Below are 20,549 nucleotides of genomic sequence, written 5' to 3' on the forward strand. Positions count from 1 at the left end.
TTTTAGCAGTGTGAAGTCTTTATATTTCCTTGTCCTGTTGATTCTTTTGGGTATGTCGACGGTTTCTGCCTCGACTTTGGGTCCAAAAGTTTTAGAAGATTCCCGGTCGAAGTTTATCCTGGAAGATGTCGTCATTCAATCTGAAGCGCAATCCTGCGACTCCCTGGATGATCGTGGTGCAAAGTTTGTTCCTGAAAATGCGGCGTATCTGGACGGCAACGCGATGCCGTTTCGCTATTATCGTGTGGCGCTTCCGACAAAGGACAAGCCGACGGTGTCTGTTTCGGACGTAAAGACGGTTCCTCTGGGAAAGCCCCTCTGTAAGATAGGGCCGGACGGAACGTCGGGTATCAAATTCGAATCGGTCCATGTATCTACGCCCGTCCTGCGCGATGGGCTATGGATGGCCGAAATTCGCGTTCCGCTATATGTCAAGCGCGGATCGTCTGTAGCTTTGCGCAAGGACTTTAAGTTGAACGTTCATTTCAACGGTTCTTCTTCGGGCGTGAATCCCGGAAAAAGGGCGCTGGGTCGAGTCAAAAATCCGAGGGCGGCCTCCCGCTTTGGCGTGTCCCGCGTAAAACAGCAAAAGGCGTTCCGCAAGGCCGCTACCGACCAGACGTCCGATGTCGAGTTTCTGGCCCGCTTCAAGATCGGTGACCGGAATATGGCGACTTCGGGCGATGACGGACTGTATAAGGTTGCCTTTGAGGATATTAGCAAGGCGCTGAGTACCTATGACCGTCAGTTTGAACTGGATGGACATCCAGTTGACCGTATTTGCCTGTATGGAGCGTCTCCAGATACGTTGGCGGATCAGGGGCCCGGCGAGGCGGAACGCAATCCCAATCAGATTTTTGAAATCCCGATAGAAATTCGGGACCATACTCCGAATAGCGACCACTCTTCGGGAAGTAGTTCTCCGGACGGTACGTTCAACAAGGGCGATACTCTCGTGTTTGTCGGCTATGGAAACTCGTTCTGGAAACGCTGCGACCGCGAAGACAATTTCTTTATCAATGGGCGGATGGACTATTTCCATTCGTATTCCCCCTATTCGTTCTATCAGTATTTCCTCTTTGGAATTAAGGGAATGGGGAAGGGGCTTCGGCTTTCGAACAAGGTCCAGTCTCCGTCCGGAAAGGGGAAGGATGTCCGCTGGATGCGCTATGTGCGTGTCGAAAAGGATCTCTCGCTGATCGATACCTATTTCGGAAAGGGGCTCGACTGGGAAAAGGCTACGGGAAAGGAATGGTTCTGGCAGTGGCATGGCCGTTTCGAAACAACGACGGTGCGACTGAGTGCAAATGAAACTTCTTCGCTTCCGGGGCTTGTTTCTGGAGGCTCGCAGTATGTGGCGGTAACCTATTTCCCGCATCGTTCCATTTGGGCGGGGGGAGCCGTGGTTGCTGAAGACCAGATGCCGGACCTGCTCTTGTCGGGAGAAAGTTACGAAACCCGCATGAAAGAAATCCGATTCAATCTGGACGTGAACGGGCTGGTGGTTGATCGGAGCGAAACCGCTCTTTTACCTGGGGGAAATTTCCGCGTAGACAATCCGGGTTTGATGGAGCGGGGGAACAGCTATACGCTCCAGATGCTTCCGAACGAACTCCAGTTCGACCGTTTCGACGGTTACACGGTCGCCTACCAATGGAATCCTGTGGTGGATTCGGCGGAGTGGCTCTTGCCGGGTGAAATTTCGGGAATCGTGAATGTCCCCGTTCCGTCGGGAACCCAGGTGATGAAATTTGTGAATTTGCGTCCGGTTGGATTCCTTACGGCAAATGGCAATGTCGCGAAGGATAGCGTTTCTGCAGAAACGGATGTCCGCTACCTGGCGGTACGGTCGAATGTTTTCCGTGACAGTCTTAAGATCGAGGGCATTCCCGCTTACGGGGGGTCGGGCGTTTTGACGGACATCAGTCGGCCGAATACCAAAATGGAGTATTTGATTATTTCCCCGATTGAATTTTTGGAACCTGCGGCGTCCTTGGCTGCATTCCGTTCCGGGGATTCCGCGGTCGCTTCTTTTGCGACGTCGGTTGTCGCCCTTGAAGATATCTACAAGCTCTATACGGCAGGTCGAATGTCTCCTATTGCCATTCGTAACTACATTGCGTATGCCTATTCGGTATGCCCCAATTTGCGTTATGTCCTTTTGGTGGGGGGTGGGCACTTTGACTACCGCGGCCTCAGCGGTCATTTGAGTCCGATGATTATTCCTCCGTTTGAAAAGGAAGATGGCGTAACGGAAGATTTCTTTGCAATTCTCGATTCCGGTGAAGTCTGCCGTTTCGGTACGTACGACCTGGACGTGGCAGTGGGGAGACTCCCCGTGACATCGGCGAAGGAATTTGCGCAATATGTCGAAAAGGCGAAGGATTATGAAAAAATCGGGAAAATGGATTATTCCGATTGGCGTTCGAATCTTTTGCTTGCGGCTGACGATGCCAAGAACAACGGTGCCGAGGACCATACCAAGCATACGGAATACCAGGAAACGGTGTCGCGCTTTATCGATAGCCTTTCGTCTTTAATCGGCATCCGCTGGAATATGAAAAAGATCTATCTGCTGGACTACACGGAAGATGCCGCCGGTCAGAAAAAGGACGCTGCAGATGACTTTCTCAATATCCTGAATCAGGGAGCCCTGTTCACGACGTATTTTGGACACGGTTCCAAGACGGATTGGGCGGGCGAAGGTCTTTTAAAGCCTAGCTATATTTCCAAGCTCACGAATCAAGGTCGTTACACCATTCTGGGGTCTTTCTCTTGCACGGTGGGGCGCTTTGACGAAGGCAATGGACGTTCTCTGTCCGAAGAATTCCTGCTTGCGCCTGCTAAGGGGTCTATCGCCTCGGTGGGGGCTGCTCGTGAAACTTTTGCTTCGTACAACGAAGGTTTCGGCGAAAATCTTCTTTTGAATGCCTTGCTCGAAAATGGCGAAACCATCGGAAACGCTTTTCTGAATGCAAAGCGGGCTGCCGGTATAGATTACAGCAGGCAGCGTTTCAATAACGAACGCTACGTGTTGCTGGGAGAGCCGGTCATTAAGATGCCCAGTAGCGAATTGAAGGTTTCTTTGGATGTTCCGCTCGATACCATCAAGGCTTTGGACAAGATGAAACTGTCGGGAACCGTTGACGGCCTGGATGATGGGTATATCGATCTAGTGCTTCGCGAGGGGCGTTTGGAAAAGCGGATGTCCTTGCAACTTTCGGACGATGATACGGTAGATGTGTTCTATGACGGTGGACTGATTTATTCTGAAAAGATTCCGGTCAAGTCGGGACGTTTCATGACGGAATTTGTAACTCCTCGAAAAATTTCGATTGGCGATACGAATGCCGAATTTAGTGCCTGGGCCTATTCGTCGAAGGTGAGTACGGTTGGGCGTTCTTGGATTCGCGATCTCGTTATTGGAGGTGTTTCGGACTATGCCGACTCGCTGCAGGATACCGTTGCGCCCACCATCCGTATCCAGACTTGCAATACCGAAGGTGCTGCGACCGATTTTTCGGACGGAGAGACGATTCGCCTGCAGGCTCCCGCATGTCTTCAGGTGGTGATAGAAGATTCTACGGCGGTTGACTACAGGGAACAGGCCGACGAAGGTATCACTTTTGAACTGGTCGGAGTGCAAGAACCTTTCCACCCGTGGCCTTACCTGGAACAGAATTCTAAACGGGCCAAGCTGCGTATGAATTTCGGTACGGAACAGTATCCGCCCGGAATGTACGTGTTCAAGGTTCGCGCCTTGGACGTCTTGGATAACGAAAGCATCAAGACGGTGAATGTCGAAATTACGGATGACATGGAAACGGGGCTTGCCGATGTGTTCAATGTCCCCAATCCGATGGGCAAGAAAGGAACGACTTTCTATTTCAAGGACTTGACTCCCGATGATAGGGAATCGAAGGTGAATATCTTTATCTACAACCAGAACGGTAAGTTGGTAAGGGTTCTCAAGAATGCGGTTTCGGGGGTGACCCGCTGGTACGGTCATGACAATCATGGTCGCCTGCTCGCTAACGGCTTGTATCACTACGTTGTACGTAGCGAAGTGTCCGCTTCTGGAAATTTCGGCAAAAAGACTTGGACTAAAAAACAAAAACTACTGATATCGAGGTAAAAATGGATTTGAGAGAAAAACCGGGCAAGGTACAGACGATGCTCGAGCTTATGATGCGGTTTAGATTGATTGCCGTCGTCGCTATGGTCATTGCGACTGTATCTTTTGTGGCGACCAATTGGCAAGAAATTGTGTCTTTGCCGCTGGCGTCTTCCGAGGCGTTTGGAATGTGGCTTGCCGAGATTGAAAATGTGCAGGGCGTGTGGGACTCCGCTCGCTATATCACCGTTGCAAGTCTTGCCGGTGTAGTGATGTTCTTTGTCTTTGGCGGTATTCGCGGCGGTGTGGCGGCGATTGTTTCTGCGGCTCTTTCTGCGGGCGGCCTGTATTTGCTCGGTGGTAGCGAGACGATGCCTCTTCCGATGTTTGGCGTCTTTGCGCTTGTCGCCCTTATCTTGATTTTGTTTGCGAAACTTTCTGTGGCGTGCGGACTTTTCCCGTTCGTGCTCTCTTGGCTTTTCTTGTGCGGACTGATGGCAGCGATTCCGCAGATGCTCGAACCTTCGTGGCTTTTGTGGGCGACGCTCTCCGCATTCGGCTTTGCATCGGCGATGTCCTTGTCGTTGGTGGCCGGAAAGCACCTCGGTGCTGGCGCTCCGCCGGCGGGTTCCCTGGTGAAGGCTGCCAAGCAGATGCTTACGCCGGTCTTGGTCGGTTCTCTTTTGCTGATTGCATCCATTGCGTTTGACATGCCGGCCGATGTCGCGGAGTCGGCAGCGGAAGCTGGGGAGGCTTCTGCCGAAAATGCATCGGTAACGGCAAATATTCCGGGGGCGTTGCTTTATTTTGCCGTGTTCAACGTCTGGTTCTTCGCGTTTCTTTTCCCGACGATGTCCTTTGCACCCTGGGAGCGGTTGCGTGCAGGTTCTCGCCGCGTCGAAATGAAGGACAAGAAAAAGAATACGGGGAAGTCCAAAAAGAAAAAGTGATTTTGACCGTTTCGGTTGAGCCAAAAGAAGGAAGAAAATATGATATCAATTCGCCACCTGAAAAAGGTGTATCCTAATGTCACTCCACTTTTGGATGTCAATGCCGAAATAGGACGCGGAGAGGTGATTTCGATTATTGGCCCTTCGGGAACGGGGAAATCGACTTTCTTGCGTTGCCTTAATCGTCTTGAAAAGCCGACGGAAGGCGAAATCCTGATTGATGGACAGTCCATCACGGCGCCCGGGGCGAACGTTCCGAAGATTCGCCGCAAGATGGGCATGGTCTTTCAGAATTTCAACTTGTTCGATCACTTGACAATTGTCGAAAATATCATGATTGCTCAGGTGGACCTTTTGCATCGTTCAAGGAAAGAGGCCTACGATAAGAGTATGCAACTTTTGCATAGGGTGGGGCTTGCCGATAAGGCTTTGAACCTGCCCCGTGAACTTTCGGGCGGACAAAAACAGCGTGCAGCCATTGCTCGCACCCTGGCGATGGATCCTGAAATCGTCCTGTTCGATGAACCGACAAGTGCTCTTGACCCGACGATGGTAGGCGAGGTGCTTTCCGTTATCAGGAGCCTTTCGAAACAGGGGCTTACGATGTTGATCGTGACGCACGAAATGAAGTTTGCCCGCGACATTTCGAGTCGAATCTTTTATATGGACGAGGGCGTCATCTACGAAGATGGGGCTCCGGAACAGATTTTTGGAAATCCCATGCGTGAACGTACTCGACAGTTCATTCGCCGACTCAAGGTGTTCGAAGAGAAAATCGTGCAGGGGAATGTCGATTTTGTGGGCCTCATGAATCGGTTTTTCGTCTTTGTCGAAAAGAATCAAATCGATCGGACTTTGGTCAGAAACATCAATTTTGTCATTGAGGAACTTTTATCGCAGGCTTTGATGCCGCAGCTTTCGCCGGGTGCGGAACTGGAATTGACTGTTGAATATTCCAGTGAAAATCAACGGGCTGAAATCTTGATAAAGAGCAAAGTGGCGTTTGAAAATCCGTTGGATCGCTGCGATAAAATTTCGAAGAAGCTAATAGAGCTTGCCACCGAAAGCTATGATATCAGAAATTTAGACGGTAAAACTCAAATTCGAATTCTGGTGAAGTAGGAGGCGGAAATGTTCGGCGTCAAATTTTTCAATCAACTTGTAATAGATGTTCTCTTAATTTGCTTACTTTCGCTTTTTGCAGGATGCCGTAAAGAAAAAGCGCAAATCAACAGCGCCAAAGATCTGAATTCCGCAGACATTTGGGTGGGGTACAGCGAAGGCCATTCTGCTGCAACAATGTTGCCGATTGTTTTGCCGAATGCCAAGTTGAAATCTTTTAACGACAATGTCACTGCTTACGAGGCTTTGAAACATGGAAAAATAGATGCCTTTGCTTTTGAAAGACTGCAAATGCAGATGGCCATGGAAAATGGTTTAAAGGGTGTTCGACTTCTGGATGAAAATCTTGGTGATACCGTCGATGTTTCCATAGGCATTTCTCCGGTGTCCAAAATCGATAGCCTTGAATATAAGCTGAACCGTTTTATTGATTCTCTGGAAGAAAACGGCGTTTTAAAAGACATGCGACATCGTTGGCTTGCCTTGAAACAGGAATCGATTCCCGACATTCCCAAAGTCCAAAATCCGAAGGTACGTTTAAAAGTTGGAACTACAGGAATTGTTCCGCCTTACAGCTATTACAAGGATAATGTGCTGAATGGTTTTGATATTGAACTGTCTCATCGGTTTGCTCTTTGGATGCAGGCGTCCGTTGAATTTAAGGTTTATGACTATAGTGGAATTATTGCGGCCGCTGCATGCGGAGATATCGATATTATTGTAGCCAATCTGAATGTAACGGAAGAGCGAAAAGAAAAAATCAAGTTTTCCAAGCCCATTAGCCGTTTGGTGAACACGTGGATGGTTCGCGATACAGATTCGGAACCGTCTTCAAATTTGGAATCATTGGAAGAAACGGTAGATTCCAATTTGATGTTGAAAGATGTTCCGCCTCAGTTTAGAAACAGAACGCTCAAGTATAATTCTATTGCCGACATGAACAAGAATGAAAGGCTTGTTCTCGGTATGCAGACCGGATTTGTATTTGTAGATAAAGAGACTCGTCGACTTCTCCCCAAGGCAAAAATCGACTATTACAAGTCTACGCCCGACATGGCGTACCTGGTGGCAAATGGTAAGCTGGACGGTTTTATCAACGACGAACCAATCATTCGTTATGCGGCAATCGAGAATCCGAATCTTGGCTATATCCATGCCGGTTTTGAACCGATGGACATTGTGGCTGTTTTTCCGAAGAACGAAAAGGGGCGTAAACTTCGCGACGAGATGAATGTCTTTATCGAAAAGTATCGTGCTGCAGGGCTTTTGGATTCGATAGACAATCTTTGGCTGGGTAACGATGAAAACAGGAAAACGGTGGATTTCCCGAAGGCAAAAGAGGGCAAACCAACGCTCAAGATGGCGACAAATGCCACGACCCCGCCTTTTGAGTACATTAAGAATGGCCGTATCGTCGGGTACGAAATGGATTTGATGGCTCGATTTGCGGCAGAGATGGGGTATGGTCTTGAAGTCCACAATGTGGAATTTGAATCGGTGATTCTCGGCATAGAAACGGGAATGTACGATTTTGCGGCGGCAACGCTAAGTGCGACTCCCGCGTTTAAAGAGAAAAATTATCTCTCTAATGCCATCTATGTTTCGGAATGCGTGATGGCGGTGCAAATCATCGATGGCAAGAAAGCGCAGCAGGTTGCGAAAAATCCAGAAGAAATGATTGAAGATCTGAATCGCGATGGCGTAAAGATTGGTATGGGAACAGGAAGTGCCTTCAATAAAGTGATGGACGGATTTTTCCCGAAAGCGAAAGCCCTCTTTTTCAATACCTATACTGATATGGTTCGGTCTATTGAAGCTGGAAAGTTGAACGCCATGCTTGTTGATGAACCCACCGCCAGGCTCTTGGTAGAAAGTCATAAGGGAATTGAAATTGTAAATAAGCTTTTGGAAAAGGCCGATTATGCTTTTGCGTTCTCAAAGAGTGAAAAAGGCGAAAAGTTATGTACTCAAATGACCGAGTTTGTCCAGTCGTCCATAAAACAGGGGTTGAAGACGGATTTGGAATCTGTCTGGTTTGGCTCCGATGAATCGGTCAAGAAAATAGATATGTCAAAATTGAATGCGACCAATGGAACGCTTCATTTGGCGACAAATGCGGAAAACGCGCCGTTTGTTTACATCAAGGATAATGCTATTGTCGGTTACGATATTGACTGGGTGGTCCGTTTTTGTGAAGCTTACGGATATGGGCTTGAAATTGTGAATATGAATTTTGAATCCATATTGCCTTCGCTTGTGTCGGAAGCAAGCGATTTGGCCGTGGGGGAGATTACCATTACCGAGGAACGAAAGCAAAACGTTCTGTTCTCGGCCCCTGATTATGATGGTGGTGTCGTTGTCATTACGAAGCGTACGGACGCAAGTGAAGAGGTTTTCTCCGATGAAGAAAATTGGTGGGTATCCTTGAAGTCTAGCTTTGAGAAAACTTTTATTCGTGAAGATCGCTGGAAACTCGTTTTAAACGGTATAGGCGTTACCATCTTTATTTCGGTATTGTCTGCGGTGTTTGGGACCATTCTTGGATTCCTGATTTGCCTGATGAGACTTTCTAAAAACAAAGCTGTTGATGCTTTTGCTATCACCTATATTCGTATTTTGCAGGGAACACCGTCGGTTGTTCTTTTGATGATTCTTTTCTATGTAGTGTTTGCCCGCACCGGTTTGGATGGAATCTGGGTTGCCATCATTGGATTCGGCATGAACTTCGGGGCTTATGTTTCCGAGATGATGCGTACGGGTATCGAGGCTGTGGATAAGGGGCAGATGGAGGCAGCCCTTGCGCTAGGTTACACGAAACCCAGAGCCTTCTTCAAGATTGTTTTCCCGCAGGCGGCAAGGCATTTCTTGCCGGTGTATCAGGGCGAATTCATTTCGCTTGTGAAAATGACTTCGATTGTGGGCTACATCGCCATTCAGGATTTGACGAAGGCGTCCGACATTATTCGCAGTCGTACATACGAGGCGTTTTTCCCGCTGGTGACGACGGCGATCATCTATTTTGTAATCGCATGGTTGTTGACGCGTGCGCTTACGGCAATTCAGAAACGGATTGACCCCCAAAATCGCCGGAAACACCTGAAATATTAATTCCGCCCCCTATTTTTGTCATTCCGCCCCGCATCAAGTGCGGGTAAACTCCGGCAGGAATCTTTTTAATTCTACATTTGTGTTAATGCCCTGCCTGAAAACTACATTCCTCAGCCTGCTTGCGTTTACGGCTATTGCATTTGCCGAACTCGGTGATTCGACTGTTGTTCCGCGAAATTCCACGTCACCGTCGAGCTGCGCCGAAGGTACGTTAATTTCTGCTATTTCGTTTGAAGGACTGGAACATACGAAACCCCGCGTGGTAGAGCGAGAACTGTTGAACCGTGTGGGGGAGCCGTTCTCCGCTGAAAAGTTCGAGGCTGAAAAACGCCGCCTGCAGGACCTGGACCTGTTCACCGAAATCACGGTGTCATGTAATGCCAATTTGAATTCTTCGGATTCGCCTCGCGAAGACTCTCTTTCGTCTTTCGTCTCTCGTCTCTCGTATGTAACCTATTCTTTCAAGGAAATTTTCCGCTGGATTCCGTCTCCGGCAGGGAAGGAAACTGACCGTGACGGGTTGATGATCGGTCTTGCACTCGCGAATCTCAACGTCCTTGGCGAAGATATCCGTGCCGAGGTGCAGTATCGCACTTCGACGGATCCGTTTCTCAAAAATAATGAGTACGCGTTCTATGTGAGTTCGCCATACCTGTTCGGCTTTCCACTTGGCTGGAATTTTGAGTTCCTGCGTACCGACAGCTACGATGACATCCATGGCTATCAGGATGATAGCTGGCTTGTGGACCTTGACCTGGATTACGAAATGTTGCCGCACCTTTCTCTTCTGGGAACGGTTGCCGGTCGTGTGCTAAAGGAAGCCGCTTTCTTGCCAGAGTTCGGCTTGGGCTTTGCGTTCGATTTCCGCGACAGTAAGCTCGATACCCGTAGGGGCGTCTACTACGAATATATGCTGACTCATGTAGGCGCAGGAAACAATCAGGATTCCGGTTGCGATGTGTCTGATGGCGAAAACTGCGAGGGAATGGGAGGCGAAAATTACTGGGAGCTTTTGACGGATGCCCGCGCCTATTGGACTTTAAGCCGGTTTGTGACCGGAGCGACTGCACTTGCCCGTTACCGTCCGGGTGATGTGAAATTCTACGATTATTACTATCACGGTGGCCCGAATACTTTCCGCGGACGTGGCGGCAGTGCGCTTGGCGGAAAAGAGGACGGCGCCGATTCGGTACGTCTAGGAGTCCACGAGGTTTTGCTGACGCTTGAGGAACGTTTTGTGCTGATGGAACGCCACGCGGCCAGTGTCATGGGGGTCAACTTCTTCTATGGCGTGCAACTGGTGGCTGGCTTTGACGGAAGCCTCTTGTGGGATAGCGGACGGCCCGGCTGGGACGATTACGAGGGCGCTGTCTATGGAGGCCTGCATCTGGTGATTCCGGCACTAGACCGCATCCGCTTTGAAGTGGGCTATAGGCCAGATAGGGGTGAACCCGCGTTCTATTTCGGACTCTTTGATAAAGTTACGTCATCACGTTGGCGCAGCAGATAACTTAATAATGAAAAATGAAGAATTATTGTGTCATCCTGAGCGGAGCAATGAAATTGCAAAGTCGAAGGATCTAGTGATGAAATCTCTTGACTATTTTGTAAATAAATGTTAAATTTGACGTATTGTAATAAAAAAAGAATGAAATGGGCTCAATGGTGAGCCTTTGGAGTATAAATGGCTATTAATTATCTGGATCTTCCGATTGGTCGCAAGTACCCGTTTGAAGTGGATTGCGTCGTGGAAATCGGCAAGGACACCAACCTCAAGTATGAATATGATGAACGTCTGCATGTGTTCCGCCTGGACCGCTGCTTGCTTAGCTCGATGAGTTATCCCTGTACTTATGGCTTTATTCCGAGTACCAAGGCCGATGACGGTGACGCTATCGATATGCTGATTTATAGCCCCGCTTCGATGCAGACGGGTACGGTTTGCACCTGTCGCGTAATTGGTGCACTCGACATGACTGACGGTGGCCGCAAGGACTACAAGGTTCTGGGTGTTCCGGTTTTCAATCCGCGCCCGATCAAGGACATTACTGATGTGGACCAGATGTTCTTGCGTATTACACGTAACTTCTTCCAGAACTACAAGGAACTGGAAGGCAAGGATGTGCAGATTGGTGAATGGCAGGACGCCGCTTTCGCCCGCGAAAAGGTGATTGCTGCCCACAAGGCCTATTTCCAGATGCAGGTGCAGGTGCCTGAAACTTGCTACCAGGAACCGGAAAGCGTGGATCACCTCCCGCCCGATGAATTGATTTAGTGCATTGTCATTCTCGCGAAGGCGAGAATCTTTAGAAACATCTTACTTTCACCGGCAGTACGCTGGTGATTTTTGTTTTTACGCTTTCGAGGAATTCCTTGGGGAGCGCCTCGACACCCTTGAGCAGGGGATCGCGGATAACCGTGTAAAGCTGGATTTCGACCAAGTTTGCGGGATTTGCCGTGTAAATGGCGGACAATTTTTCGATGTAGCGCTCGATTTCTGCATCGCTTGGAATTTCGCCCTGCAAGTTGCAGAGCATGGTCTGGATGCAGAGCGGATAACGCTTGATGGCGCTCGCTAAGTTATCTGTAATCTTTTCGAGGTGCAAGGGAGAACGGTTCATTTTCTTGAACCATTCTTCGGTACCGGCGTCGAGTTTCGCCCAGATTTCTCCGTTGCCTTCGAGCAGTTGCGAAAGTCCCTGTTGGACAGCTTCCGCTTCGATGTGGCTTGCGTTCGTGATAAGCCGCAATTTAAAGTCGCCGAGTTTAGGGGCGTATTCCTTTTGGATTTCACGCATGCGGCGGCAGACTTCGGGGAATTCCTTGACGATTGTCGATTCACCGTCGCCCGATAGGCAGATGTCCTTTAAAAGCTTGTTCTGTTCGGGAACGTTTTCGTAGGCTTTGCACCTGAAAAAGTCGCCGGATTCGTAGGTGTCGAGAAAGTCTCGAAGTTCGCGTTCAACGGCATCGATATCGACGGGGATACGCTTGTGGCCTTCTTGCGGGCCGCTTTGGCAGTAGGCGCAAGAAAAGGAACAGTGATGGTCGGGGTTTAAGTTCACGCCGAGCGAAAGACCGCCTGCACGGCGGCTAATGACCGGGTATACCCAGGTGTTGTTTTCCCATTCGCGTGGATGGCTGCTCCACGCCTTGATCAATGCCTTTTCCTGTTCGTTCATGCCGCCAAATATAGTAATAAGAGCTATAGCCTAGATTTATAGCTAGCAAATCGAAAAATGCTATGGAGTTTAGAATTTAGAGCTTAGAATAAGGTCCCTGAGCCTGCCGAAGGGCCAACAAACCTCTACCAACTTTTTACTACATTTCCACTATGCAGTTTGTTTTGAAGTCCTTTTTGATTTTGCTTGTGCTTGTCGGATTTGCTTTTGCCGATGGTATTGAGCCTTCTGCCTTAGCTAAAGACGGTGCTGTTACTCGTGACCGTCATTTGACTGAAATTCGCGATATTATGCGAGGGGGACGCGGTGGCTTTGTCGACTTGGGCTTCTACTATTTGCCGATGCGTTCGCAGACTCCTTTGCAGAGTCCTTACGGTGAACATCAGGGCTACGCGTATAATCATCATTTTGCAGGATATGGTGCCGGAGATGTTGCTCGCGGAAAGCAATTGGGTGCACTACTTTGGTTTGACCGCTCCGGTTGGGATAACGAGGATTTTTTCTTGTTCCCGAAGTATAGCGACTTTTCGATACAGCGTTCCGTGGTGACTTGGGGTTTCTCGTTTACGGATTCTAATCTGGACTGGACTCTGGCTGCGGGTATGCAACATCAGAATATGGAACATGTTGGACATGTTTATCCGCATGAAGACGATTCGCTACTTTATAGCTGGGCTCATTTGCGCGTGAGTAAGCTGAGTGCGCAGGCGAATTTCTTCCGTACCGATTGGCGTCTGTTCCGTTTTTCGCTGGATTTGGAAAGCCGGGCTGTTTATGGAGGAAGAAAGTCGGGAATATTGACGTATTTACCGAATGTTTCTTTGACGATGTATAATACCGATTCCGAAAACGACGTCGATTCGATGCGGGTGATCTGGGAGCAGAATCTTTACGGCCAGCAACTTTATGCCGAGGTGGCTTATGATTTGCCGGATGCGGAGTTTCATAGTGCGGCCCTCAAGTTTTATCCGGATCCGTCTCGCATGATCGGTTTCGAGGCGACCTGCTTGCGTAGGCGTCTGTATGACGGTTCTGACGATTTGCTTTGGGGTGGGGCTGTCGATTTGCTCTTTGCTCGAATCGCGTATAATGCCGCATACGATTACGAAAACTTCTTTGGTGCGAAGGGGACGTTGCTGATTGAATTCAAGTTCAACCTGGCGACCATTGATGGCTTGTTGTTCAATCGAGGCGGAACGCAGAGTGCTCCGCTAGAAACTAGCATTATCAAGGAACTGGATCGTTCTGTTGCACCCAAGCATAGTGAATTGACTCCTCTAAACGAAAAGCACGGCGAGGAACCGAAAGTTCTCGAAGCGAAGGGAATCCGCTACGAAAAGTCGGGGACGTCTTCAAACGGGGCTTCGGGCAGCGCTGAAGGAGGTTTCTAATGAAAATGAAGAACTTGTTTGTATTGGTGGCGCTGGTGGTGTGCAGTCTTGCGCTTTCGGGCTGCCTTTCGCATTGGTTTGTTGATTCGACGACAAGGCTTCAGGTGGAAAACCAGTCGAGCCGTACGATTGTCGGGATAGATGTTATCTCGGAAGATGGAACCCGGACTTGGCAGTGGGTTACAGATACGATTGCTCCCGGTGAAAAGAGTCGCGTTTACGAAGAGGATTTGGTGGGATTGTTCCAAATTCAAATCAAAACGACGACGGGGGCTTATCCCATTGACGAAATAAGGTTCGATGGCGGTAGCGAATATGTCATTTTTACGGATGACAAGGACGGATTCCTTCACTACGAATTCAAGTAAATTTTCCTCTATCTGCTGTCAAATTAAGCCCTGGATTCCGTCTCTCACTACGCTCGTTCCAGAATGACGTGAGTAGTTGCGTCATCCTCGACCAACAGGAGGGGATCCATAACAGTTTCCTAATCACAAACCTCGGTCTACAGCCTACTTACTACTGTTTACTTTACTAAATTAAGTTTCAGTGCAGATTACAAAGTTAAAGATTTTTGGATTCAAGTCCTTCGCCCAGAGGACCGAAATCAACTTCCCGACAAAGGGTCTCACCGCCGTGGTGGGTCCGAACGGGTGCGGTAAGTCGAATATTACCGACGCTATCCGCTGGGTTCTGGGTGAACAGAAGGCAGCATCCTTGCGTATGAGCAAGATGCAGGACGTGATTTTTAGCGGTACCGAAGAACGTGCCGCCATGAGCCTTGCCGAAGTTTCCATTGTGATCGATAACAGCGATGGAACGCTCAATTCCGAATATTCCGAAGTGATTGTGACCCGCCGCGTACATCGTGACGGTTCGGGTGAATACCTGATCAACAACCAGGAATGCCGCCTGCGCGACGTGCATGCCCTGCTTTTTGACTCGGGCCTCGGTTCTAGTACCTATTCGCAGATGAACGCCGATATGATCAAGGCGGTTCTTTCTGACAAGGCCGACGACCGCCGCGTGCTGTTCGAAGAAGCCGCCGGCGTGAGCAAGTACAAGCAGCAGCGTAAGGAAACCCGCCGCCAGCTGGAACGCGTTCAGATGGATATGGAACGCGTGGAAGACAACCTGCGTAGTGTGCGCCGTTCCGTAAAGCTGTACGAAACTCAGGCCGAAAAGGTGAACGAGTTCAAGCGACTCAGCAAGCGTCTGCGTGAACTGGACCTCTCGGTCAGTATCGACAAGTTTGAAGATATGAAAGAGGGCCTCGCGACCCTCGATACCGCGACCCGCCGTCTGAACCACGATGTGGAAAATTCGAAGACGAATGCGACGGTGTTGCAGGCAAAGATTGACGAAAAGAAACTGTTGATTGCCGAAGACGAAAACGCCTACCGCGACTTGGAACGCGAGGTGCAGAAGGCGACTATCGAACTCAACGACTTGAACAACAGCATGGGCCGTATTCGCGACGTGATTTCGAACTTGGAAGCCGCGAACGAAAAGTCCCAGGAAGAAATTGACCGCAACACGGGCAAGGTGCAGGAACTTCTCTCTGAACGCGCCCGCCTCGAAGAAGAAAATGCGGTGCTCAGTTCCGACAGCGACGTGGACGAAATGAACGCGCTGCTGGAGCGTGAACGCGAAATTTTGCAGGTCATGCGCGATAAGGTGGATGACCTGCGTACCCAGTCAAGGGAACTTGCGAACGAACGCTTGCAGAAGACGAACCAGGTGAACTCCCTCAAGAGTCGTTTCGAGCGTATGGATGCCGAATCGGGGCTGTTGCAGGCGAACCTCTCCAAGTGGCGTGCTGAAATGGAACAGGTGCAGTCGCAGAAGGCGAATGCCGAATCTGCGCTTGCCGACATCAATGCGGGCCTCGAAGCCGCCGATGCCGACCTGGAACGCCTTACCGAACAACGCTCGACGCGCGAAGAAAGGCTCGATGCCGAACGCGCCGACTTGCTCGAAGCCCAGAAGAAACTGCAGGAACTGAAGAACGAGGTGGCAAGGCTCACCTCTCGAATCGACGTTTTACAGAGCGTTGCCAACGAGGGCACCGACGCTAGCCGCTGGCTCATGGAGCATAAGGCGGACCTGGTGGGCGGGCTCCTGTCGGAACGTATCGAAGCTGCTCCCGAATATGCCGCTCAGGTGGAGGCCGCCCTTGGTGACTTGATGGATGCCGTGGTCGTATCCTCGGACGATGCCGCGATTGCCGCGGTGGATGCCATGAAGGGCGAAAACGTAGGCAAGGCGGTGCTCGCGCTGGTGGGTGCCGGTGCAGAACCCTATTCCGGCACGTTTATGGCGAAGGAAGGGGGCGACGGTGTAACGGGTTGTCTCAAGGACTACGTGAGTGCCGACGAACAGATTGCAGGCTGGCTCAAGGCGCTGCTTTCTCGTTATTTTGTCGTAGATTCGCTCTCGACCGCGGTGCGCCTTGCGCGAACCATGCGCGGTGAAGACCTTTGCTTTGTGGCTCCCGAAGGCATCGTACGTACGAGCGGCCTCATGAGCAGTGGTACGGCAACGTCTGGTACGCTCAGCCGCAAGAACGAAATTGCCGAGGCGAACAGCCTGTTGGAAGGCGTGAACCTCGAAGTGGCTCAGGCCGAAGAAGAAATTGGCCGCTTGCAGGATTTGGTCGACGAAGACACGCAGATGCTAGCCTCGTTAGTCGACGAAATCCGCGAAAAAGAAGATATGAAACGCGGCGGTAACGCCGGCATTTCGATCCAGAATAACATTATCGCCGGTTGTGACCGCAGACTTGCGCAGTTGCAGGGCGAAATGCAGAACGCCGAATCCAAGATTCAGGCGGCGGAAGCCTCCAAGAACAGCGACCAGGAACTCATGGACGCCCAGGCTTCTCTCGAAAAGATCGAAGAAGAATATTCCCGCGTGAATGATGAGCTGAGCGAACAGGATACGCTCTTCCGCGAAAAGGAAGAAGATGTTCGCGAATTGGAACGCAGCGCTCAAGACAAGACTGCAAAGCTCACGCAAAATACGAACCGCTTGAATTACATCGCCGAACAGGTGGATTTCTTGGAAAATGCGGTCCGTACGCGTAAAGAAGAAATGGAAAAGAACCTGGCCGCCATCCAGAAGAACGAGGAAGACGGCAGGGGAGTCGCTGACCAGGTGCAGAGCAAGGATTCAGCCTTGCGCGAACTGGAAAACCAGCGCGACTTGGCCCGCGAAAAGTACGAACTTGTGTCGGGCGACCTCGAAGAATGGCGCAGCGAAGTCAACCGCCTCCGCGACGACATGATCGAGAAGATGAAGGAATTGAACGATGTGGGCCGCAGGCAGGAAGCCTTGCAGGCAAACCTCGACCGCCTCACCGAACGCATCACCAACGAATACAGCGTGGATTTGGCGAACCCCGATGACATCGAGCGTGTGGAATACAGCCAGCCCGAAGCCGACCGTGAAATCCGCGAACTCCGCGGAAAGATTAAGGAACTAGGCCCCATCAATGTGAACGTGATGGAAGACTACGAAGACGAAAAGAAGCGCCTTTTGGAAGTCGAAGCGCAGTTCGACGACTTGGATCGCGCCCGCGCCTCGCTGGACCGCACCATCACCAAGCTCGACGACATTGCCCGCAGCCGTTACCTCGATACGTTTGCGCGTATTCAGAAAAACTTCCAGTTCGTGTTCAGTAAGCTGTTCCTGAATGGCGAAACCAAGATGAGCCTTGTCGAAAAGGTGGACGAAATGGGCAAACCCATGGATATCCTCGACGCCGACATCGAAATCAACGTGCGCCCCACGGGTAAGAAGATGCGCGGTATCAAGGCGCTTTCCGGTGGTGAACACGCCCTGACTGCAACGGCCTTGCTGTTCGCCATTTACATGGAAAAGCCGTCGCCGTACTGCGTGCTGGACGAAGTCGACGGCCCGTTGGATGACGCTAACGTGGGCCGCTTCATGGCGCTGCTCCGCGAATTCAGCAAGCAGACCTTGTTCATCGTGGTGACGCATAACAAGCGTACCATGGCCGAAGCCGACATGCTCTACGGTGTGACTCAGGAAATCAAGGGTATTTCTCGCATCGCTAGCGTGCAGCTCGCCGACGCCACCAAGTTCGCGATTTAATTAGTTGTGTCATTTCAGCAACCTTGTAAGGTCCTTGAGCTTGCCGAAGGGACAAAGTGCATGCGGGGGCCTCGAAAATCGTGGCCGAAGGATCCTGAGTAGACTCGGTAAATTTGATTGACTGTATACAGGATTGTCATGCCGCACTCGATGCGGCATCTCCCTTTTGCGTATGGTGTTGAGTTTGTCAATTCCGTATTAAAAGTGTATTCAAATTTTTGAATTTTGTAAAATTTGAATAAAAATATGCTTAAAATAAAAAAAAAACGATTTTATGTATCAATTTTATTGACGGGAAAATGTGCGTTTGTTAAATTTCGCGCGATGAATCGTATTTTGCAATATCAGGATTTTAGACGTTTTTTACAGGATTTTTATGACTGGAAAAAGCGTACTTCGGCTTTTTCTTGGCGTGATTATTCAAAAATGTGCGGGTTTACGTCGCCTGTATTTATGAAGCAGGTTTGCGAAGGAAAGGCGAATCTCGGGAAAAAGGCCACCATCAAGGTGGCTGACGCCTTTGGTTTTGTTGGTGTCGAACGAGACTATTTCTTTAGCATGGTCATGTATGCGCAGGCAAAAACTGATGAAAAGAAACGATTTGCCTTTGCCGAAATGCAGTCCATAGCGAAAGCGAATAAGGTGCACCATATCGGTGCGGAATCATTTAAGTACTATGATTCATGGGTGCATCCGGTGGTTCGCGAGCTGGCTCCTGCTATGCCTGGGGCGATGCCCAAGGAAATAGCGAAAAAATGTATTCATGAGGTGTCCGCTAGGGAGGTAAAGGAGTCCATTGACTTTCAGATCGAAGCGGGAATCCTTAAGAAGACGGGTGAATCGACATATACGCAGACGGATAAAATTTTGGCGGGTGAAACGCAATCGCTTTCGTTGGCTGTCCGTTCCATGAATAGACAGATGGCGAATTTTGCCGTAGATGCAATTGACCGTTTTTCCGCGGAAGAACGTTTTGTTTCGGGAATAACCATGGGTGTGTCAAACGATGCTTATGGTAAGATTGTAGATGCCTTGCGTAAATGTCGCGAAGAAGTTCAGAATATCATTCTGAATGATGGCAAGACGGAACAAGTCTTGCGACTGAATCTACAGCTTTTCCCGTTGACTCAAAAAATAGAAGGTGCAGAAAATGAAAAGTAAGGTGTTTGATGGTTTCCTTGCTTCGTTGACTATTTGTATGCTGTCGCATACGCTTTTAGCCTGTTCAGAAAAAGTGGCTTCTGGTGGAACCGTCGATGAAAATACCATCGCAGAAAATGATATCAAGGAACATCATGTAGATTCTACAAAAGTGTTTGCCGAGGCAGAGCCTTCGGGTGTCGGCAATCATAAAATTGACTCTGTTGCATATTGGTATGAAATCCATTTTCATAGCGAAAGGGAAAATTACTTCGCCTATGCAGAAGATGACCCGTACTTGTACTGCTATATCAATGTTTATCAGGAAGAATTTGGAGCGCAATCTCAAATAAGCGTACAAAACGTGGGCGAGTTTGGACGTACTTTCTTTTTAACGTCAGGTGGTAAGGATGTTGTTGCCCATGAAAAGTTAGACAACATTTATTTTGATAAGGCTCGCTGTGAAAAAGATCTTTCTGATTTTGAAACATTCTGTGAAAATGAGGGCGGGGTTCTGTACCGCCATTGGGTAAAATGCGATGAAAATGGATTGCATTTGACGTGTACCTCTTCCAAAGGCCCCCTTGTTGGTAATGCTGGTGACATTTTGGAAGATTTTGCAGAAAAAATGAAAAATTGGTGCTTGGAAAAATAGTGAAATGAAAAGACTGGTGTTTGGTTTGTTATTGGTTTCTTCATTGGCTTGGACTAGTGAGGAAAAAGTTTCATACTTGCCTCCGTATGAACCCCACAGTTCTGTTTCGCCCAAAGTTCAGGAGTTTCTTGAATCTTCAAAAAGTCTGGACTTGGGCATGGATTCGGCTTCTGTGGGTTATGATGTTTTGGGCAGAAAAAATCGCTGGAATCGGTTTACAAATTCCAAATTGTCTGTTCCGCGACAAGCTAAAATGAACGTTCAGGTTGTATCCTTAAGTGTTCCTGAAATGGGTGAACAAACCGTTTTTGCAGAGTACCGTTTTGAAAATGGTGTTCCTCGGTATTGGCTGAATGGAAATCCTGTTTCAGAGGAAAATTATTTTAACAGTATTGAGAAAAATGGAGCAACCCATGTTCCTAACTATGTGGTTTCGCTTACGGCAGAAGAGATAAAATCTTTGCTGCAAGGGCCTGAGCCCATCTATATCAGCGAAATTACAGATGCGGAAGATGCCGCCGTCTATACAAAAATTCTTGATACGACAACGGTCTCGACATGGGCTTTTTCCAACGGTTACAATGGTGACGGAATAGGCGTTTATATTGCCGAAAATGGATGTCCTAAATCATCGGTTATCAATACCACTCATTTTGTTCAAAATAGTTCGTGTTCCAATGGTGTTACAAGTCATGCGACATCCTTAGTACGTATTTTCCAGACAACAGCTCCGAATGCAGTTTTGTTTCAGTATGCTCAGGGCTAGTCTCC

13 protein-coding genes are annotated in these 20,549 nt (G+C 49.3%); 12 read left to right on the plus strand and 1 reads right to left on the minus strand.

Annotated elements, in window-relative coordinates; all coding sequences use genetic code 11:
- Positions 1-10 precede the first annotated feature (10 nt).
- The 6 genes from Q0W37_RS05320 (at position 11) to Q0W37_RS05345 (ending at position 11,569) form a co-directional block, all read left to right on the plus strand.
- Positions 11-4,135, plus strand: a complete 4,125-nt coding sequence (locus tag Q0W37_RS05320) for a C25 family cysteine peptidase (RefSeq protein WP_297699485.1) — start codon at positions 11-13, stop codon at positions 4,133-4,135.
- Between the two features lie 2 nt (positions 4,136-4,137).
- Positions 4,138-5,064, plus strand: a complete 927-nt coding sequence (locus Q0W37_RS05325; RefSeq protein WP_297699487.1) for a hypothetical protein — start codon at positions 4,138-4,140, stop codon at positions 5,062-5,064.
- Between the two features lie 39 nt (positions 5,065-5,103).
- The gene (locus Q0W37_RS05330; protein ID WP_297699489.1) at positions 5,104-6,186 is read left to right on the plus strand and encodes an amino acid ABC transporter ATP-binding protein; all 1,083 of its coding nucleotides are present in this window, start codon (positions 5,104-5,106) and stop codon (positions 6,184-6,186) included.
- A gap of 9 nt (positions 6,187-6,195) precedes the next feature.
- Positions 6,196-9,294 carry an ABC transporter permease subunit gene (locus Q0W37_RS05335; protein ID WP_297699491.1) on the plus strand — a complete coding sequence of 1,033 codons (3,099 nt, stop codon included), beginning with the start codon at positions 6,196-6,198 and terminating at the stop codon, positions 9,292-9,294.
- 85 nt (positions 9,295-9,379) lie between these two features.
- Positions 9,380-10,804, plus strand: coding sequence for a BamA/TamA family outer membrane protein (locus tag Q0W37_RS05340; protein WP_297699493.1), 1,425 nt, complete (start codon positions 9,380-9,382; stop codon positions 10,802-10,804).
- A 174-nt stretch (positions 10,805-10,978) separates the two neighbouring features.
- Complete coding sequence (locus Q0W37_RS05345) at positions 10,979-11,569, plus strand: inorganic diphosphatase (RefSeq protein ID WP_297699495.1); 591 nt, start codon at positions 10,979-10,981, stop codon at positions 11,567-11,569.
- 31 nt (positions 11,570-11,600) lie between these two features.
- Here Q0W37_RS05345 and Q0W37_RS05350 read toward each other — a convergent pair whose 3' ends face one another.
- The gene (locus Q0W37_RS05350; RefSeq protein ID WP_297699497.1) at positions 11,601-12,476 is read right to left on the minus strand and encodes a hypothetical protein; all 876 of its coding nucleotides are present in this window, start codon (positions 12,474-12,476) and stop codon (positions 11,601-11,603) included.
- Between the two features lie 164 nt (positions 12,477-12,640).
- On the opposite strand from Q0W37_RS05350, the gene Q0W37_RS05355 reads away from it, so the two are divergent.
- The 6 genes from Q0W37_RS05355 to Q0W37_RS05380 all read left to right on the plus strand — a co-directional run bounded on the left by Q0W37_RS05355 (position 12,641) and on the right by Q0W37_RS05380 (position 20,544).
- Positions 12,641-13,867 carry a hypothetical protein gene (locus Q0W37_RS05355; protein WP_297699498.1) on the plus strand — a complete coding sequence of 409 codons (1,227 nt, stop codon included), beginning with the start codon at positions 12,641-12,643 and terminating at the stop codon, positions 13,865-13,867.
- On the plus strand, positions 13,867-14,235 hold the full coding sequence (locus tag Q0W37_RS05360; protein WP_297699500.1) for a hypothetical protein: 369 nt from the start codon (positions 13,867-13,869) through the stop codon (positions 14,233-14,235). Before Q0W37_RS05355 ends, Q0W37_RS05360 begins: the two co-directional genes overlap by 1 nt.
- A 181-nt stretch (positions 14,236-14,416) precedes the next feature.
- Entirely contained in the window at positions 14,417-17,983 is a 3,567-nt protein-coding gene (smc, locus tag Q0W37_RS05365) for a chromosome segregation protein SMC (protein WP_297699502.1), read from the plus strand.
- Between the two features lie 324 nt (positions 17,984-18,307).
- On the plus strand, positions 18,308-19,144 hold the full coding sequence (locus Q0W37_RS05370; protein WP_297699648.1) for a TIGR02147 family protein: 837 nt from the start codon (positions 18,308-18,310) through the stop codon (positions 19,142-19,144).
- Positions 19,134-19,778: a hypothetical protein gene (locus tag Q0W37_RS05375; RefSeq protein ID WP_297699504.1), complete on the plus strand. Its 645-nt coding sequence runs from the start codon at positions 19,134-19,136 to the stop codon at positions 19,776-19,778. Before Q0W37_RS05370 ends, Q0W37_RS05375 begins: the two co-directional genes overlap by 11 nt.
- A gap of 4 nt (positions 19,779-19,782) precedes the next feature.
- The gene (locus Q0W37_RS05380; RefSeq protein ID WP_297699505.1) at positions 19,783-20,544 is read left to right on the plus strand and encodes a hypothetical protein; all 762 of its coding nucleotides are present in this window, start codon (positions 19,783-19,785) and stop codon (positions 20,542-20,544) included.
- Positions 20,545-20,549: the final 5 nt, after the last annotated feature.

Source organism: uncultured Fibrobacter sp., assembly GCF_947166265.1.
Classification (GTDB): domain Bacteria; phylum Fibrobacterota; class Fibrobacteria; order Fibrobacterales; family Fibrobacteraceae; genus Fibrobacter.

Bases quoted from the DNA above. Each gene is read 5' to 3' on its own strand.
- Q0W37_RS05335 (WP_297699491.1), top strand. From the start codon at position 6,196: ATGTTCGGCGTCAAATTTTTCAATCAACTTGTAATAGATGTTCTCTTA.
- Q0W37_RS05345 (WP_297699495.1), top strand. From the start codon at position 10,979: ATGGCTATTAATTATCTGGATCTTCCGATTGGTCGCAAGTACCCGTTT.
- Q0W37_RS05370 (WP_297699648.1), top strand. From the start codon at position 18,308: ATGAATCGTATTTTGCAATATCAGGATTTTAGACGTTTTTTACAGGAT.
- Q0W37_RS05340 (WP_297699493.1), top strand. From the start codon at position 9,380: ATGCCCTGCCTGAAAACTACATTCCTCAGCCTGCTTGCGTTTACGGCT.
- Q0W37_RS05325 (WP_297699487.1), top strand. From the start codon at position 4,138: ATGGATTTGAGAGAAAAACCGGGCAAGGTACAGACGATGCTCGAGCTT.
- Q0W37_RS05360 (WP_297699500.1), top strand. From the start codon at position 13,867: ATGAAAATGAAGAACTTGTTTGTATTGGTGGCGCTGGTGGTGTGCAGT.
- Q0W37_RS05380 (WP_297699505.1), top strand. From the start codon at position 19,783: ATGAAAAGACTGGTGTTTGGTTTGTTATTGGTTTCTTCATTGGCTTGG.
- Q0W37_RS05350 (WP_297699497.1), bottom strand. From the start codon at position 12,476: ATGAACGAACAGGAAAAGGCATTGATCAAGGCGTGGAGCAGCCATCCA.
- Q0W37_RS05375 (WP_297699504.1), top strand. From the start codon at position 19,134: ATGAAAAGTAAGGTGTTTGATGGTTTCCTTGCTTCGTTGACTATTTGT.
- Q0W37_RS05330 (WP_297699489.1), top strand. From the start codon at position 5,104: ATGATATCAATTCGCCACCTGAAAAAGGTGTATCCTAATGTCACTCCA.